This window comes from Bradyrhizobium sp. B117 (assembly GCF_038969555.1).
In the GTDB taxonomy this organism is placed as follows: Bacteria; Pseudomonadota; Alphaproteobacteria; order Rhizobiales; family Xanthobacteraceae; genus Bradyrhizobium.
Map to the genome: position 1 here is coordinate 6,993,919 of NZ_CP152414.1, position 16,214 is coordinate 7,010,132.

A 16,214-nucleotide genomic window follows, 5' to 3' on the forward strand; every position below is an offset into this window, starting at 1 on the left:
CAAGAAATGCGGCGCGTCAGGGGCGCGAGCGCTCCATCTCGAGCTCGGCCTTGAGGCTGTCGAGGTCGCGATAAATTGAAGCGACCGCCAGCACGCGGCCGCCCTTGCGGTACTTCAGCAGACAGTCCTTGCCGGAGATGCTGCCGTCGATCGCGATGTCGTCAAAACTCTCGGCGTGGCCGACATAGTTGATCGGCACGTCGTAATGCTGGCTCCAGAAGAACGGCACGGCCTCGAAGCGCTCGCGCCTGCCGAGCATGTTGCGCGCCGCGGTCTGGCCCTGGCGCTCCGCCACCACCCAGTGCTCGACGCGGATGGTGTGCCGCGAGTGCGGATCGGGCCAACGCGCGATGTCGCCGGCCGCGAAGATGCCGGCGATGCTGGTCTCCAAAAATTCGCTGACGCTGACGCCGCGATCGGCGGCAAGGCCCGCCTGCTCGGCCAGCGCCAGGCGCGGCTTGACGCCGATGCCGACCACGACGAGATCGGCCTCGATCACCCCGCCGCTCTTCAGGGTGGCGCGGGTGCCGTCGAGCTTCTCGACCGTGTCTTTCAAGTGAAAGTTGACGCCGTTCTCCTCGTGCAGCGAGCGGACGAAGTCGCCCATCTCGGGGCCGAGCACCTTCTGCATCGGCCGCTCCTCGGGGGCGACGACATGCACCTCGATCTTGCGCGCACGCAGTGATGCCGCGACCTCGAGGCCGATAAAACTGGCGCCGATCACCAGCGCGCGCTTGGCGCTGCTGGCCGCCTTGATGATGGCACGGCTGTCGGCGACGGAGCGCAGGGTGTGGACATGCGGCTGGTCCGCGCCTGGAATCTGGAGCTTGACCGGCTCGGCGCCGGTGGCGAGCAAGAGGCGGTCGAACGGGAGCTTGTCGCCATTGCCGAGCGTCACGCTGCGCGCCTTCGGATCGATCGCCGAGACGTCAGTGTTCAGCCTGAGGTCGATGCCGGCGTCCTGATAATAGTCCTCGCCCCGCAGCGGCAGCCAATCCTCCGGCGCATTGCCGGCGAGGTAATCCTTGGAGAGATTGGGACGGTCGACCGGCATCGCGCCGTCATTGCTGAGCATGGTGATGGCGCCGGCAAAACCCTCGCGCCGGAGTGTCTCGGCCGCCGCAAAGCCCGCCGCACCACCGCCGACGATAACGAATCTTTCCGGCGTCGGCGCGTTGCGATGAGCCGTTGATGGCTTCGGCGCCTCGCGCTTGCGCTTGACGATGATCCTGTCGCCATCGCGCAAGACGTCCCATACCGCGAGTGCATTCAGCGCCGGCGGGCGCGTGGTCTCGCCCGTGCGCAAGGAGAAGCAGGCGTGGTGCCAGGGGCAGCGGATGGTGTCGTCGACCACGAGGCCTTCCGCGAGCGGGCCGTGATAGTGGCTGCAAGACGGCTCGATCGCAAAAATCTCGCTGCCGGCCTGCACCAGGAGGACATCCTCTTCGCCGACATGGCCGAGCAATTTGCCGTCCTTGAATTCGGTCAGCGACACGCCGCTGGTGAGGTCGGGTCCGCTCGGCTTCTTGTCCTCGGTCATGGTCGTCTCCTTGGCGTCGTCTCCTTGCGGATCAATCGTCCGAATTTGCCAGCCCCAACAGCTCCTGGCGGGTCAGCGCATTGTCGCGGAACACGCCTAACATGCGGCTGGTGACGAGATCGGTGCCGGGCTTGTGCGCGCCGCGCGTCGTCATGCAGTGATGCGTCGCCTTGATGATGACACCGACGCCTTCGGGCTGCAGCACATCGTTGATCGTGTTGGCGATCTGCGCGGTCATCTTCTCCTGGATCTGGAGGCGTTTGGCGTAGATGTCGACGACGCGCGCAAGCTTGCTGATGCCGACGACGCGGCCCTGCGGGATATAGGCGACCCAGGCGCGGCCGACGATCGGCGCCATGTGGTGCTCGCAATGGCTTTCGAAGCGAACCCCGCGCAGCACGATCATCTCGTCATAGCCTTCGATCTCCTCGAAGGTCTTTTGCAGGATTTCGGTCGGATCCTGCGCATAGCCGGAAAAGTACTCCTCGAAGGCGCGCGCGACGCGGTCCGGCGTCTCGCGCAGGCCGTCGCGCGAGGGATCATCGCCGGCCCAGCGGATCATGGTCCGGATCGCCTGCTCGACCTCCGCCCTGTCAGGCCGGTCGCTCGGCGCCTGCGCCACCGCGACCCGTTCCAGCTTGCGCGCTTGCAACTTCATCCAAAACCTCCCCTGCAACGAGCCGCAGACAAAAGCGGCCCCACAGCTTGGACGGCCGCGATTGGAAAAGGTTCCCGGGATCGGGAAAAATCGCGAAGGATGGCGGTTCAACAGAGCCACGCCCCCTTTAGACCCTCATGGTGAGGAGCGCCACAGGCGCGTCTCCGGACGATGCTTCGCATCGCCGGGAGAACCATGCAGGCCCGGCTGTGGCCTTCATCCTTCGAGACGCCCGCTGCGCGGGCTCCTCAGGATGAGGAGCTGGGCTGTCTATGACGCAGCCGCCTTGCGCGCGTCGATCGCGGCCTGCGCCCATTCGGCCGGCCGCTCCTGCGGCAGGTTGTGACCGGCGCCCGCGAACACGCGGCGCTCGACGAAAGCTTCGAACTTGCGCGCGTGGTGCGCGGTGCCGGGATTGACGCCGTCGCTGTCGCCGTCGATCGCGATCGTGGGAACGCGGATCTGGGGCTGCGCGGCGAGCTTCGCCTCGATCCCCGCATAGGCCGGATCGCCCTCGACCAACGCGTAGCGGTGGCGGTAGGAGTGGATCACGACATCGACGAAATCAGGATTGTCGAAAGACGCGGCGCTCCTCTCGAACGTCGCGTCGTCGAAGGTCCATGTCGGCGACCACATCGACCAGAGCTGGCGCGCAAAGCCGCGCCGGTTGCGATCCAGCGCACGGCGGCCGCGCTCGTTGTGGAAGAGATATTGATACCAGAACGCCGCCTCCTCCGGCGGCGAGGCCGGCTCCATGGACCGCGCGATGTTCTGGATGTTGTAGGAATTGCCGGAGACGAGCGCGACGACGCGCTCGGGATGCAGCGCCGAGACCACGCAGGCCGCGCGGCCGCCCCAGTCGTAGCCGCCGACCACCGCGCGCTCGATGCGGAGCGCGTCCATGAAGGCGAGGAGATCGGCCCCGAGCGCGGCCTGCTCGCCGGAGCGCAAGGTCGACGCGGAGCGAAATCGCGTCGGCCCATAGCCGCGCAGCCAGGGCACCAGCACCCGCGCGCCCGCTGCCGCGATGAGCGGCGCGGTCTCGGCATAGGCGTGCACGTCGTAGGGAAAGCCGTGGCCCATGATGCAGGGCCAGCCATCCTCAGCGCCGTAATCGAGATAGGCGATGTCGAGAACGTCCGTGGTGATGGTTTTTTGTTGCATGGTTTGCTCACGGATTGGGGGACCTCGTAGCCCGGATGGAGCGCAGCGTAATCCGGGGTTCGCGGATGCAGGCGTCCCCGCATTCCGCTCCGCTCCATGCTGGCTACGAGAGCTACTTCTGCGGCCCGGACAGTGAGATGTCGCGCTCGGCGCGGAACACGTTGCTGTAGAGGTTGGCGATCCACTGCCGGCCAATCTCGGTCTTGTTGAGATAGCCGATCTCGGTCTGGATGTGCGGTGCGACGCTATTCCAATAGAATTGTGGATAGCGGTTCACGATGTCGGCCGGCGAGTCGTAGCCGAGCTGGCGATTCATGCCGACTTCCTCGAACTCGTAGTAGAGCGCATTGGCCTTGCGCAGATAGTTGGGATCGCCGAGCTGGCCGATGAAGTCGGCGGCGCGCAGGATCGAGGCCTCGTCGTCATATTCCTGCCCCTCACGTGCCGGGAAGCGCGTTCCCTCGATGGCACGGACAATGCGCTCAGAGTCGAGGCCACGGATCGGCGGCAGCCGCCGCCGCACAAACAGTTGCGAGCGATCGACGTGATACATCATCAGACTGGCATCCGAAGCGCCGCGCGGCAGCGACACCTTAGTCCCGGCTTCGTCGATTATGAAACCATCTTCGTCATCCTCCGGAAACAGGCCGCGGACATAGCCGATGTCGTGCGCAAGGCAGGCAATCAGGACATGAACGTAGTCGTCCGCCTCCAGGTGAGTGTGAAGGTACCGCCCGCTGAGAATGGAATGGCCCGCCAAAGTCACCAGCATCGTATGCTCGATGTTGTGGTAGAGCGCATCGCTGTTGCCGATGCATTCCATGGTGGTGCGGGTGGCGCTCTCGATGACGTTCGCCGACTCCTCGCCGTACCTGCGACGCATGAACGAGCCCAGCAACTTCTCCAGGGATTCAGCCGCCAGTCTCGGCAACGTCAACATGGATGCAGCCCCGCTTGTCGGTGGTGTCCCACGCCAGCTCCCGACGTTATTGTCCTCAACGCGAGAGCCAGCATAGCCCATCTTGGGCCGGGGGGCCAAATCCCGCGCCCCAAATCGGTAAATTAAGTTGCTCTTGTGCCCCGCGAGATCGTGGTTGCAGTCGCGGCGCGATGCAGCCGGGCCGACCGGTCGGAAGGCTCCGGCCGAGACGCGTAAATCAAATTCGCTTTATCGGACGTCGGCGCAAGGCTGGCGCAATGGACCGCAGCTGGGCGCATGCGCCTGCATCGTCTTCGCGGCCGGGACGGCGGAGCGCGCCGTCACTCCACCAGCAACACGTCGACGGCGACGCCGAGCTTCTGTTTCGGCGAACCGACGATGATGCCGTCGACCGGGGAGACGTCGGAGAAGTCGCGGGCGACCGCGAGCACGATATGGTCGTTGGCGACAAGGAGATCGTTGGTCGGATCGAAATCGACCCAGCCGAGCTCCGCCCCGCACCACAGCGACACCCAGGCATGAGTGGCATCGGCACCTTGCAGGCGCGGCTGGCCCGGCGGCGGAATGGTGCGCAAATAGCCGCTGACATAGGCCGCAGGCAGACCGAGCCCGCGCAGCCCTGCGATCATCACATGAGCGAAATCCTGACAGACGCCGTGGCGCTTGTCGAAGACCTCGTTGAGCGGCGTCGAGATCACGGTGGCCTTCGGATCGTAGCGGAATTCGGTGCGGATACGGTGCATGAGATCGACCGCGCCGGCGAGGATACCCCTGCCCGACGCAAAACTCTCTGCAGCATAGGCACTGACGGGACGCAGAACAGGCACCAGCGGGCTTGCAAAGACGTAGCCGACCGGCGAGGACGGTCCGAGGCTGGTTGCTTCGAACGCGATGTCGCGAACGCTCTCCCAGGGCGGGCTCGACGCATCGCGCGCCGGCGGCTGCCGCTCAACGGAGACACGCGAACGTGAATCGATCCGCAGGTTTCGATGCGCGGCCTCGATCACGATGCTCTCGGTCAGCGTGCCGAAGAAATCGCGCCGCACGTGACGCTCGGCCGGGCGCGGACGGATCTCGACGCGATGCGAGATCAGCTCCTGGCCGCTACCGCTCTTCGGCTCGAGCCGCAGCGTGCAGCGGGCGAAGCTGACCGGACTTTCATATTCGTAAGTGGTGACGTGACGGATGTCGTAGATCACGCCAGCCCCGTCAGCTTTTCCGGCCGGCTGGCATTGGGGCCGTGCGGGAAGTAGTGCAAGCCCACCGCCTCGGCGAGGCTGAGCAGATCCTGCTCCAATCCGAACAGCGTCTTGACCTCGAGCTTCTCGGCTTCCGCGGTGGCGAGCATCGCCTGCACGGCGACCGCAAGCCGCTGCGGCTGCTCGATCAGGCCGTGCTCCTTCAGGCTCGGCAGTGCCGCGATATGCTCATTCAAGGTCGCGACCTGGAACGCGACCGACCGCGGGTTGTACGTGTCGAGCACGGCGAGGTCGCGCACGGGCGCGAGGATCGGCGTCAGCAGATAGCGCGAGCGGTAGGTGATCTGGGAATCCACCAGCGTCAGCAGGATGTCGAGATCCTCGTCGCCAGCCTCGTCATATGCAAATTGACGCGCAAAGCGCGTGGTGTTGATGGCGCGCTCGGCGCGGCGGCCGATGTCGAGGAATCGCCAGCCGGCAGCGCGGTTCATGTTCTCCTGCGCAAGGCCGGCAAAGCTCGCGAGCTCCTGCAAGGTGAGCTCGGCCGCGCTCAGCACGTCGTCGTCGTCCTCGACCTCGAGAGCGAGGCGCTCGGCCATCTCGGTGATGACCTGCCAGGCATCGGGCGACAATCGCTCGCGCAAGGAGGTCGCGGTGCGCTGTGCCGCGCGCACCAGCGACAGCGCCGAGCCGAAACGCGCCTCGCTCTGCAACGCTTCGGCGACGATGCGCCCCGGCGCCGCGCGCGAGGCCTGCGAGATCGCGCCCCACGCCACCAGCAGGCGCTGGATGCGGTCGGCCGATTGCAGCGAGGCCGCGGTGCCCTTGTTGGGCCCGCTCGGCGAGCCCAGCGCGCGCACGAGACGCAGCGTCGCCTCGGCGCGTTCGAGATAGCGGCCGAGCCAGAACAGATTGTCGGCGGCGCGGCTCGGCAGCACGCCGGCGATGCGGCGGATGCGGACCTTGTCGGTCGCCGGCAGCAGCGTCGCGGTCGAGACCTTCTTCTCGGAGACCACCCAGACGTCGGCCGCGCGCGCGCCGTCGCCCATCGACACCGCGCGCGCATCGGCCTGCTCGGCGATCCGGCAGAAGCCGCCGGGCATGATGGCCCAGCCGTCCGGGGTTGCGGCCGCAAACACCCGCAGCACGAAGGGGCGCGGCGTGAGCTGGCCCTGTTCCCACACCGGCATGGTCGAGAGCCGCACCACCTCCTGGCCGACATAGTCCATGCCGCGCGCGCCGATGGCGTCGACCAGGCGCTGACGTCCAGATGCATCGAGCTCGCTCGCGAGCACCGGACCTTTGCTCTCGAAGCCGGGAACGCCGCGGCGATAGGCGCCCTCGATCGCGACCTCGTCGAGCCGCGACAGCACCTCATCGCGCGCGTTGCGCTGGCCGCACCACCAGGTCGCGATGTGCGGCATCTTCAGCTCTTCGCCGAGCAGTCGGCGGCTCAGCGCCGGCAGGAAGCCGAGCAGCGCGCGCGCTTCGAGGACGCCGGAGCCCGGCATGTTGGCGACGACGACGCCGTCCTTGCGCAGCACATCGATCAGGCCGGGCACGCCGAGATGCGAGGATGCATCGAGCTCGAGCGGATCGAGCGAGTTGGAATCGACCCGGCGCAGCAGCACGTCGAGCCGCTTCAGCCCGGCCACAGTGCGGATGTGGATGCGGTTGTCGCTGACGGCGAGATCGTCGCCTTCGACCAGCAGGAAGCCGAGATAGCGCGCCAGCGTGGCGTGCTCGAAATAGGTCTCGCTGAAGCTGCCCGGCGTCAGCACGCCGATGCGCGGCTCGTCGCGATCGGCGCGCGCGCGAAGACTGTCGCGGAACGCCTCGAAGAACGGGGCGACGCGCGGCACGTTCATCGACTTGTAGAGGTCGGAGAAGGCGCGCGATTGCACCAGGCGGTTCTCCAGCGCATAGCCCGCGCCCGACGGCGCCTGGGTGCGGTCGCCGAGCACCCACCAGCGGCCGTCCGGGCCGCGGCCGACATCGGCGGCATAGAGCGAGAGATAGCGCCCGCCGGGCGGCGGCACGCCGCAGACCGGGCGGAGATATTCGGGACTGCCGGCGATCGCGGCCGCCGGCAGTGCGCCTTCGGCGACCAGCCGGCCCTCGCCATAGATGTCGCGCAGCACGAGCTCCAGAAGCTCGGCGCGCTGGGTGATGCCGGCGGAGAGCTGCTGCCAGTCGGCTTCGTCGATCAGGAGCGGCAGATGGCTGAGCGACCACGGCCGGTCGGCGCCGTCGCCGGGCGCGCGGTAGGTGACGCCGGCCTCGCGGAGGTGACGGTCGGCCATGGCGAAGCGCCGCTCGGCCTCGTCGGGCGCCAGCGCGCCGAAGGCGTCGAAGAAGCGGCTCCAGACCGAGCGGGGCGCGCCGTCGGGCCCCAGAAACTCGTCGGGAATGCCGGGCAGATGGCTGTAGTCGCGGACCCATTGGGCGAGACGGCGCTGGCCTTCACGCTGGCCATCACGCTGGCCTTGCGCCTGCCCCGCTCTGTCGTCCTCGGCTGCGCCCTCGGCCATGCCCCTCTCCCTGCCCCACCATCATACTCATTGCAGGAGCGGGGTCCGCAAGTCGAGGGTCAGCGGAAACTCATTTGTGCGTTCCTCGGGCGGCGGCTGCATCGGACCCGGGGTGTGGCCGTGGTCCTGGAAGCGCGCCAGCCGCCGCGCCTCGGCCTCGTAGGTGTTGACCGGCTTGGTGTCGTAGTTGCGCCCGCCGGGGTGGGCGACGTGGTAGACGCAGCCGCCGAGCGAGCGGCCGTTCCAGGTGTCGATGAGATCGAAGGTCAGCGGTGCATGCACAGGGATGGTCGGGTGCAGGCCGGAGGCCGGCTGCCAGGCCTTGAAGCGAACGCCAGCCACGGCCTCGCCCGAGCGGCCGGTCGCGGTCATGGGCAGGCGGCGGCCATTGCAGGTGACGATGTGGCGGCCTTCGACGAAACCTTCAGCCTTTACTTGAAGACGTTCAACCGACGAGTCCACATAGCGCACGGTACCGCCGGCCGAGCCCTCCTCACCCAAAACATGCCAGGGCTCCAGCGCCTGACGCAATTCCAAGGTCACGCCGCCATGATGAACCCGGCCGAACGCGGGAAAGCGGAATTCGAGCTGGGCCAGATACCATTCCGGCTCAAAGGGATAGCCTGACTGCTTCAACTCAGAAAGCACTTCAACGAAATCTTCCCAGATGAAGTGAGGCAGCATGAAGCGGTCGTGCAGCGCGGTGCCCCAGCGCACAAACTTGCCGGCTTGCGGCTCGCGCCAGAACTTTGCGATCAGCGCGCGGATCAGGAGTTGCTGCGCCAATGACATGCGCGGATCAGGCGGCATTTCGAGCGCGCGGAATTCGACGAGGCCGAGGCGGCCGGTCGGCCCTTCCGGCGAATAGAGCTTGTCGATGCAGATCTCGGCGCGATGGGTGTTGCCGGTGATGTCGACAAGCAGATGCCGGAACAGCCGGTCCACCAGCCACAGCGGCGTCTGGTAGCCCGGCGGCGGCACGTGCGAGAGCGCGATCTCGAGCTCGTAGACACTGTCGTGACGGGCCTCGTCGATGCGCGGCGCCTGGCTGGTCGGACCGATGAACAGGCCGGAGAAGAAATAGGACAGCGACGGATGCCGCTGCCAGTACAGCACCAGGCTCTTGAGCAGATCGGGCCGGCGCAGGAACGGCGAGTCCTGCGGGCTCGAACCGCCGACCACGACGTGATTGCCGCCGCCGGTGCCGGTGTGGCGGCCGTCGACCAGGAAACGGTTGGCGCCGAGGCGCACCTTGCCGGCGTCCTCATAGAGGCCCGTGGTGATCTCGACCGCGTCGCGCCAGCTCTTCGCCGGCTGGATGTTGATCTCGATGACTCCAGGGTCGGGCGTCACCTTGATGACCTCGATGCGCGGGTCGAACGGCGGCGGATAGCCCTCGACATGCACCTGGAGCTGCATCTCCTCGGCGGTCGCTTCGAGCGCCGCGACCAGCTCGAGATAATCCTCGATGCGCTCGACCGGCGGCATGAAGGCGCAAAGCACGCCGTCGCGGACTTCGACCGACATCGCGGTGCGGACCGGGATGGAGGTGTTGAGATGCTCGGGAGCGACCCTTGGCGGCGCTTCCGGGCGCGCCGCGAGGGTGAACACCGGCAGCTTGCCGCGCGCCTCCATCGGGTCCCGCTCGATGACGTAGGGATATTGGTTGGGCGGGACGTAGCCGAGCGAACCGATCGGCAGGCGCAGGCCGAGCGGTGAATCGCCCGGCGTCAGGAACAGATGGTTGCGCCGGAGTTGCCAGCGCTCGCTGCGCCAGCGCGGCGGCGCATTCCAGCGCTGCACCGGCAGCACGAAGCCGCGCGGCGTATTGAGGCCCTGCTCGAACACCCGCGCGATGCGCGCACGCGCCTCCGGATCGGATAATTTGGAGTCGGTCGGATCGACGTTGACGGGAAGCTCGGCTTCCTTCTGAAGCCAGAGCGCGGTGTCCTCATAGGCCGGCATGATGTAGCCGGGATCAAGCCCGAGCCGCAGTGCCGCGCCCTCCATGAAGGCTTCGGCGTCCTTCGTCCCGGCGGGCCGCGGATTTTCGATCTTCGCGATGAGGTCGGCGTTCTTCCAGATCGGCACGCCGTCCTTGCGCCAATAGAGGCCGAAGGCCCAGCGCGGCAGGCTCTCGCCCGGATACCATTTGCCCTGGCCGTAATGCAGAAGGCCGCCGGGCGCAAAGCGCGTGCGCAGGCGTCGGATCAGATCGTCGCCGAGTGCGCGCTTGGTCGGGCCGACGGCCTCGGTGTTCCACTCCGCCGCTTCGAGATCATCCACGGAAACAAAGGTCGGCTCGCCGCCCATGGTGAGCCGGACGTCCTGCGCGGCGAGATCGCCGTCGACCTGCTCGCCGAGATCGTTGAGCCGCGCCCAGGATTCGTCGGAGAACGGCTTTGTGATGCGCGGCGCCTCGCGGATGCGCTTGACGCTCATGTCGAAGGCGAATTCGACTTCGGCAAAGCCGGCGCCGCCGGAGATCGGCGCGGCCGAGCGATAATGCGGCGTGGCGGCCACGGGGATGTGCCCCTCGCCCGCAAGCATGCCGGAGGTCGCGTCGAACCCTATCCAGCCTGCGCCGGGCAGATAGACCTCGGCCCAGGCATGCAGATCGGTGAAGTCGTTCTCGACTTCTGGCGGGCCCTCGATCGGATCGATGTCGGGACGGATCTGGACCAGGTAGCCGGAGACGAAGCGCGCGGCGAGACCGAGATGGCGCAGGGTCTGGATCAAGAGCCAGGCAGAGTCGCGGCACGAGCCGGCACCGGACGAGAGCGTCTCCTCCGGCGTCTGCACGCCGGGCTCCATCCGGATGATGTAGCGGACCTTGTTCTGGAGCTCGCGATTGAGCTCGACCAGGAAGTTGACCGTGTTCGGGGCTTCATGCGGAATCGTGTCGAGATATTTCGCGAACAGGCGATCGGGCTTGATGGTCTCAAGATAGGGCGCGAGTTCGGTCTTGAGATCCTTCGGATATTCGAACGGAAAGCTGTCGGCATAGGGCTCGACGAAGAAGTCGAACGGGTTGACCGTGGTCATCTGCGCCGTGAAGTCGACCTCGAATTTCAGCTCGGTGGTCTTCTCCGGGAAGACGTAGCGCGCGAGCCAGTTGCCTTGCGGGTCCTGCTGCCAGTTCACGAAGTGATTGGCCGGCGTGACCTTGAGCGAATAGCTCAGGATCGGCGTGCGCGTGTGCGGCGCCGGCCGCAGGCGGATGGTCTGCGGTCCGAGATCGATCGGGCGGTCGTATTTGTAGTGCGTGACGTGGTGTAATGCGACGTAGATCGACACGGGGTGCGGTGCTCCAGCAGCTTTTTTGAGCAGAACACCTGATGTCAGTGCGATCAAGCACTAACAACGGGCAGAGGCTGCCTATGCAAGGTGCGGGCCGAGTGCTTGTGGGGCGTTCTCGGCGCATGCTGCCCTCCCTTCTCCCCTTGTGGGAGAAGGTGGCGCGCGAATGCGCGCCGGATGAGGGGTATGTCTCCGCTGCGCAAGAACGCTCGTGAGGATAGAGACCCCTCACCCGTCTCGCGGTATCGCAGCGAGCCACCCTCTCCCACAAGGGGAGAGGGTAAGAAGACGCCCAGTCTTGGCGCAAATCTTACGCCGCCGACGTCAGCCGCTGCAGGAACTGCGTCACCTCGTGGCGGAGCGTTTCGACTTCGCCGTGGACACGTTCGGAGGCGCTGTTGACGCGGCTGGCGACGCGGCCGGTGTCGGCGGCGGCATCGCTGATGCCTGTCACGTTGGAGGAGACCTGCGAGGTGCCGGCGGAGGCTTCCTGGACGTTGCGGGCGATCTCGCGCGTTGCGAGGCCCTGCTGCTCGATCGAGGTCGCGATCGCGGCGGTGATGCCGTTGATCTCGGCGATGGTCTGCGCGATCGCCTCGACGGCCGCGACCGAATTGGTGGTCGATTGCTGCATCTCGCCGACCTTGGCGCTGATCTCTTCGGTCGCCTTCGCAGTCTGATTGGCGAGGCTCTTGACCTCGGAAGCCACCACCGCGAAGCCGCGGCCGGCCTCGCCTGCGCGCGCCGCCTCGATGGTGGCGTTGAGCGCGAGGAGATTGGTCTGCGAGGCGATCTCGCTGATCAGCTTGACGACGTCGCCGATCCGCATCGCCGCGTCCGCAAGCGCGCGGATCTCGCTGCCGGCACGATTGGCCTCGTTGACGGCGCGGCCCGTGCTCGCGGTCGAGCCGGTCACCTGGCGGCCGATATCGGCAATCGAGGATGCCAGCTGCTCCGCCGCGCTGGCGACGGTCGCGACATTGCGCGAGGCCTGGTCGGAGGCGCTGAGCACGCCGGAGGTCTGACGGCTGGTCTTCTCGGCCGCCGCCGCCATCTGGTGGGCGTCGGATTCGAGGTCGGTCGCAGCGCCCATCAGCGTGCCGGCGACGCCGTCGAGATGCGTGCCGAACTGCTTGGCGAGATCGGCGATTTCCACCACGCGACGGCCAAGGCTGTCGGTACCGGAATTGATGACGACAGCCGAACGGCGGAACGAGCCAGGCAAGCCGCGCGCCAGGATCTTGCGGAAATGCTTGCCGCGGCTGGCATAGTCCATCGATGCCGAAGCCTCGCGCAGGAATGCGTCGGTGATGTCGAGCATGTCGTTGACCGATTTCTGGATCGACCCGATGCGCCCGGCCTGGCGGTCGCTCAGGATGCGCGCTTCGAGATCGCCCTGCGAGGCCTTGCGACAGACATCGGCGACCTCATCGACGGCCGCGGCGGTGCGATGCTGGCACCAGACCGCATAGCCGAGCAGCGCGACCGTCGCGCCGAGCAACACCGCTCCGGAGATTCCAGTTACACCGAGAAGCGAGAGTCCGAAGGCAACGACGGCAAGAACACACGCGAGCGCGGTCGCTCCCTGCGCCTTAGAGAGAGAGCACAAATTCATCGTAACCGATACCCTGTTGCTTCAGTAATCCGACCATCGCATCAAAGCTCGCATGCATGCCGTCCTTGGCATTGGCGTGCCGAGCCTCTTCCGCGCACAACGTCTTGTAGATCGGCGTGATGCGCTCGATCTGCGCCGGATCGGGCTTGCGACGGTTGGAGTGATAGCCGACGATGTTGCCGCGTTCGTCGAACGTCGGAGTGACGTGGGCAAACACCCAGTAATGGCTGCCATCCTTGGCCAGATTGACGACATAGGCGAAGATCTCCCGCTTCGCCTGAAGCGTGTCCCAGAGCAGCTTGAAGACGGCGCGCGGCATGTCAGGGTGACGGATGATACTGTGGGGCGCGCCCATCAGCTCCGCGTAGCTGTATTTCGCCATGCGGACGAAGACGTCGTTGGCGTAGGTGATGCGGCCCTTGAGATCGGTCTTGGAGACGATCAGTTCCTCCTCACCGAGGAGATTTTCCACGCCGGTCGGCCGCATCGCACGCGTCATCGTTGACGAATCCTGTCGAAAGGCAGCGCCCCTCGAAGGAGTCGCCCGCATCACCTCACGATTACGGTGGGAAACATTAATCCCGAGTGACCGCGGGAACTGCTGCGATCATATGACACCTACGTATGACTACGTAGGTGTCCGCCGTTCCTTCTGTCATTCCAGCAGCGAGGTGCATCAGCACCGTTACATCGTCGCGCCCAGCACCCAGGGCGCGAACTCGGCGCCGCCGAAATCGAAGCTTTCGCTCTTGGTCGGCTGGCCGGATGCGGTCTTGAGGATGAGATCGAAGATGCGCTGGCCGCATTCCTGAACGCTCTCCTCACCTTCGAGGATGGTGCCGCAATTGACGTCCATGTCCTCTTCCATGCGCTTGTACATGGGCGTGTTGGTGGCGAGCTTGATCGAGGGCGCGGGCTTGCAGCCGAACACGCTGCCGCGGCCGGTGGTGAAGCAGACGAGATTGGCGCCGCCGGCGACCTGGCCGGTCGCAGCGACTGGGTCGTAGCCGGGCGTGTCCATGAAGACGAAGCCCTTCTTGGTAATGGGCTCGGCGTAGCGCAGCACCTCGACGAGGTTGGTGGTGCCGGCCTTGGCCATCGCGCCGAGCGACTTCTCCAGAATGGTGGTGAGGCCGCCGGCCTTGTTGCCGGGGCTCGGATTGGCGTTCATCTCGGCGCCTTCGCGCTCGGTGTATTCATCCCACCAGCGCATCAGATCGACCAGCTTCTCGCCGACCTCGCGGCTGACCGCGCGACGCGTCAAGAGATGCTCGGCGCCGTAGGTCTCCGGCGTCTCCGACAGGATCACGGTGCCGCCGTGGCGCACGATGAGATCGCTCGCAGCCCCCAGCGCCGGATTGGCTGATACGCCGGAATAGCCGTCCGAGCCGCCACATTGCAGCGCCACGGTGAGCTCGCTCGCGGGAACGCTCTCGCGCTTGACCTTGTTGGCGTCAGCCAGCGCCTCGCGCACGAAGGCGATGCCTGCTTCGACCGTCTTGCGGGTGCCGCCGACCTCCTGGATGTCCATCGCGCGCAGACGGCCGGCAAGTTTCTGCTCTTCCATCAGCCCGCCGATCTGGTTCACCTCGCAGCCCAGCCCGAGCACGATGACGTGGGAGAAATTGACGTGCCGCGCGTAGCCGCCGAGCGTGCGGCGGAGCAGCGCTAAGGGCTCGTTCTGCGTCATGCCGCAGCCGGTCTTGTGGGTCAGCGCGACCACGCCGTCGACGTTGGGGAAATCGGCCAGCGGATTGTCGCCGGTGAAGGGATTCTTCTTGAAGACGTCGGCGACGAGGCTTGCGACATGCGCGCTGCAATTCACCGAGGTGAGGATGCCGATATAGTTGCGCGTGGCGACGCGGCCGTCCGGTCGGCGGATGCCTTCAAAGGTTGCCGGCAGGTCGAAATTCGGCGTCGGCTTGACGTCGGCGCAATAGGCATAGTCCTTGGCGAAGTCGCCCATGCCGATGTTCTGCACGTGCACATGCTGGCCCGGCGCGATCGGTGCGGTCGCAAAGCCGATGATCTGGCCGTAGCGGATCACAGGCTCGCCCACGGCGAACGGCTTGATCGCGACCTTGTGGCCGGAGGGAATGCGATCGACCGTGGTGACGCCGTCGGCGACGACCGTTCCCGGCGGCAGGCTGGCGCGCGCGATCAGCACGCCATCATCGGGATGCAGGCGGATGACGGGGCTGATGGTCATGGCGAATCTCCTTCGGAGGCGAATAGCGAATGGTGAGTGGCGAATGGAAAAGGGGAGCAGCGCCATTCGCTACTCCCCATTCGCCATTCGCGAGTTCCTAGGCTTTGCCGCCCGACTCCTTGCGGGTCGCGTTGACCTGCATCTTGGCATAGGTCGTCATTAGGCCGACCTCGTTCGAGAGCGTCACCAGCTTGAAGCCCATGTTGATCGCACGTGCCGCGCCCTCGGCGCCGCTGCAATGGATGCCGGGGTTGAGGCCGCGCTTGCCGCACTCCTTGATGATCTTCTCGTAGATCGCGAGGATCTCGGGCTCGGTGCGGTCGAGCTTGGGCTCGAGGCCGTAGGAGAAGCCGAGATCGGACGGGCCGATATAGACGCCGTCGATGCCCTCGACGTCGAGGATCGCTTCCATGTTCTCGACCGCGGTCTTCGTCTCCATCATCGGCAGCAGGATGGTGTCGGCATTGGCGGTCTTCTGATAGGAGCCCGCGGTGCCGTACATGCCGGCGCGGATCGGGCCGTTGGAGCGCACGCCCTGCGGCGGATATTTCGAATAGGAGACGAGGTTCCTGGCTTCCTGCGGCGTGTTGACCATCGGGCAGATCACGCCATAGGCGCCGCCATCGAGCACCTTGCCGATGATGCCAGGCTCGTTCCAGGGAACACGCACCATCGGCGTGACCGGATGCTTGTCCATCGCCTGGAAGCACTGCACCATCGAGAGGTAATCCTGCACGCCGTGCTGCATGTCGACCGTGACGCTGTCGAAGCCGCATTGCGCGATCATCTCGGCCGAGAAACCGGACGGTATCGCGAGCCACGCATTGACGACGGCCTTGCCCGACTTCCAGATCTCTTTGACTTTATTCGCCACGTTGCCTTCCTTCTTTGTTGTTTGGACCGTCGTTGTTTGGACCGTCGTCACCATGACGAGTGCCGCGACAGGGCGGCGCCGTTATTACCGCGAACTCGATCGCCGCGCTACGCTCGCGATGACGCAAGATGTCTTGGCTGGCGCGCGTTATCCGTTCCGGCGCCGATTTTCGCGCGATCGGCTT

The 16,214-nt window shown here is 66.0% G+C and carries 11 protein-coding genes; all 11 read right to left on the reverse strand.

Annotation, left to right across the window (positions count from 1 at the left end; genetic code table 11):
- Nucleotides 1-16: 16 nt before the first annotated feature.
- A complete protein-coding gene (locus AAFG16_RS33945; protein WP_342732319.1) occupies nt 17-1,540 on the reverse strand; it encodes an FAD-dependent oxidoreductase in 1,524 nt (507 codons plus the stop codon).
- A 31-nt stretch (nt 1,541-1,571) separates the two neighbouring features.
- Nucleotides 1,572-2,198 carry a GTP cyclohydrolase I FolE gene (gene folE, locus AAFG16_RS33950; protein ID WP_283080805.1) on the reverse strand — a complete coding sequence of 209 codons (627 nt, stop codon included), beginning with the start codon at nt 2,196-2,198 and terminating at the stop codon, nt 1,572-1,574.
- A gap of 270 nt (nt 2,199-2,468) precedes the next feature.
- Nucleotides 2,469-3,362 (reverse strand): alpha/beta hydrolase, encoded by an 894-nt coding sequence (locus tag AAFG16_RS33955; protein WP_342732321.1) that lies wholly within the window; start codon nt 3,360-3,362, stop codon nt 2,469-2,471.
- A gap of 112 nt (nt 3,363-3,474) precedes the next feature.
- Entirely contained in the window at nt 3,475-4,302 is an 828-nt protein-coding gene (locus AAFG16_RS33960; RefSeq protein WP_283080807.1) for a metal-dependent phosphohydrolase, read from the reverse strand.
- A 320-nt stretch (nt 4,303-4,622) separates the two neighbouring features.
- Nucleotides 4,623-5,501, reverse strand: a complete 879-nt coding sequence (locus AAFG16_RS33965) for a transglutaminase family protein (protein WP_342732323.1) — start codon at nt 5,499-5,501, stop codon at nt 4,623-4,625.
- The gene (locus AAFG16_RS33970) at nt 5,498-8,032 is read right to left on the reverse strand and encodes a circularly permuted type 2 ATP-grasp protein (protein ID WP_342732326.1); all 2,535 of its coding nucleotides are present in this window, start codon (nt 8,030-8,032) and stop codon (nt 5,498-5,500) included. Before AAFG16_RS33970 ends, AAFG16_RS33965 begins: the two co-directional genes overlap by 4 nt.
- 27 nt (nt 8,033-8,059) lie before the next feature.
- Entirely contained in the window at nt 8,060-11,329 is a 3,270-nt protein-coding gene (locus AAFG16_RS33975) for a transglutaminase family protein (RefSeq protein WP_342732328.1), read from the reverse strand.
- A 313-nt stretch (nt 11,330-11,642) separates the two neighbouring features.
- Nucleotides 11,643-12,947 (reverse strand): methyl-accepting chemotaxis protein, encoded by a 1,305-nt coding sequence (locus tag AAFG16_RS33980; protein WP_342732331.1) that lies wholly within the window; start codon nt 12,945-12,947, stop codon nt 11,643-11,645.
- On the reverse strand, nt 12,925-13,446 hold the full coding sequence (locus tag AAFG16_RS33985) for a PAS domain-containing protein (protein ID WP_342732333.1): 522 nt from the start codon (nt 13,444-13,446) through the stop codon (nt 12,925-12,927). The genes AAFG16_RS33980 and AAFG16_RS33985 overlap by 23 nt, the downstream gene beginning before the upstream one ends.
- Nucleotides 13,447-13,632: 186 nt before the next feature.
- The gene (locus tag AAFG16_RS33990) at nt 13,633-15,156 is read right to left on the reverse strand and encodes an altronate dehydratase family protein (protein ID WP_283080813.1); all 1,524 of its coding nucleotides are present in this window, start codon (nt 15,154-15,156) and stop codon (nt 13,633-13,635) included.
- Nucleotides 15,157-15,253: 97 nt separating this feature from the next.
- Complete coding sequence (locus AAFG16_RS33995; RefSeq protein WP_027558665.1) at nt 15,254-16,030, reverse strand: aldolase/citrate lyase family protein; 777 nt, start codon at nt 16,028-16,030, stop codon at nt 15,254-15,256.
- Nucleotides 16,031-16,214: the final 184 nt, after the last annotated feature.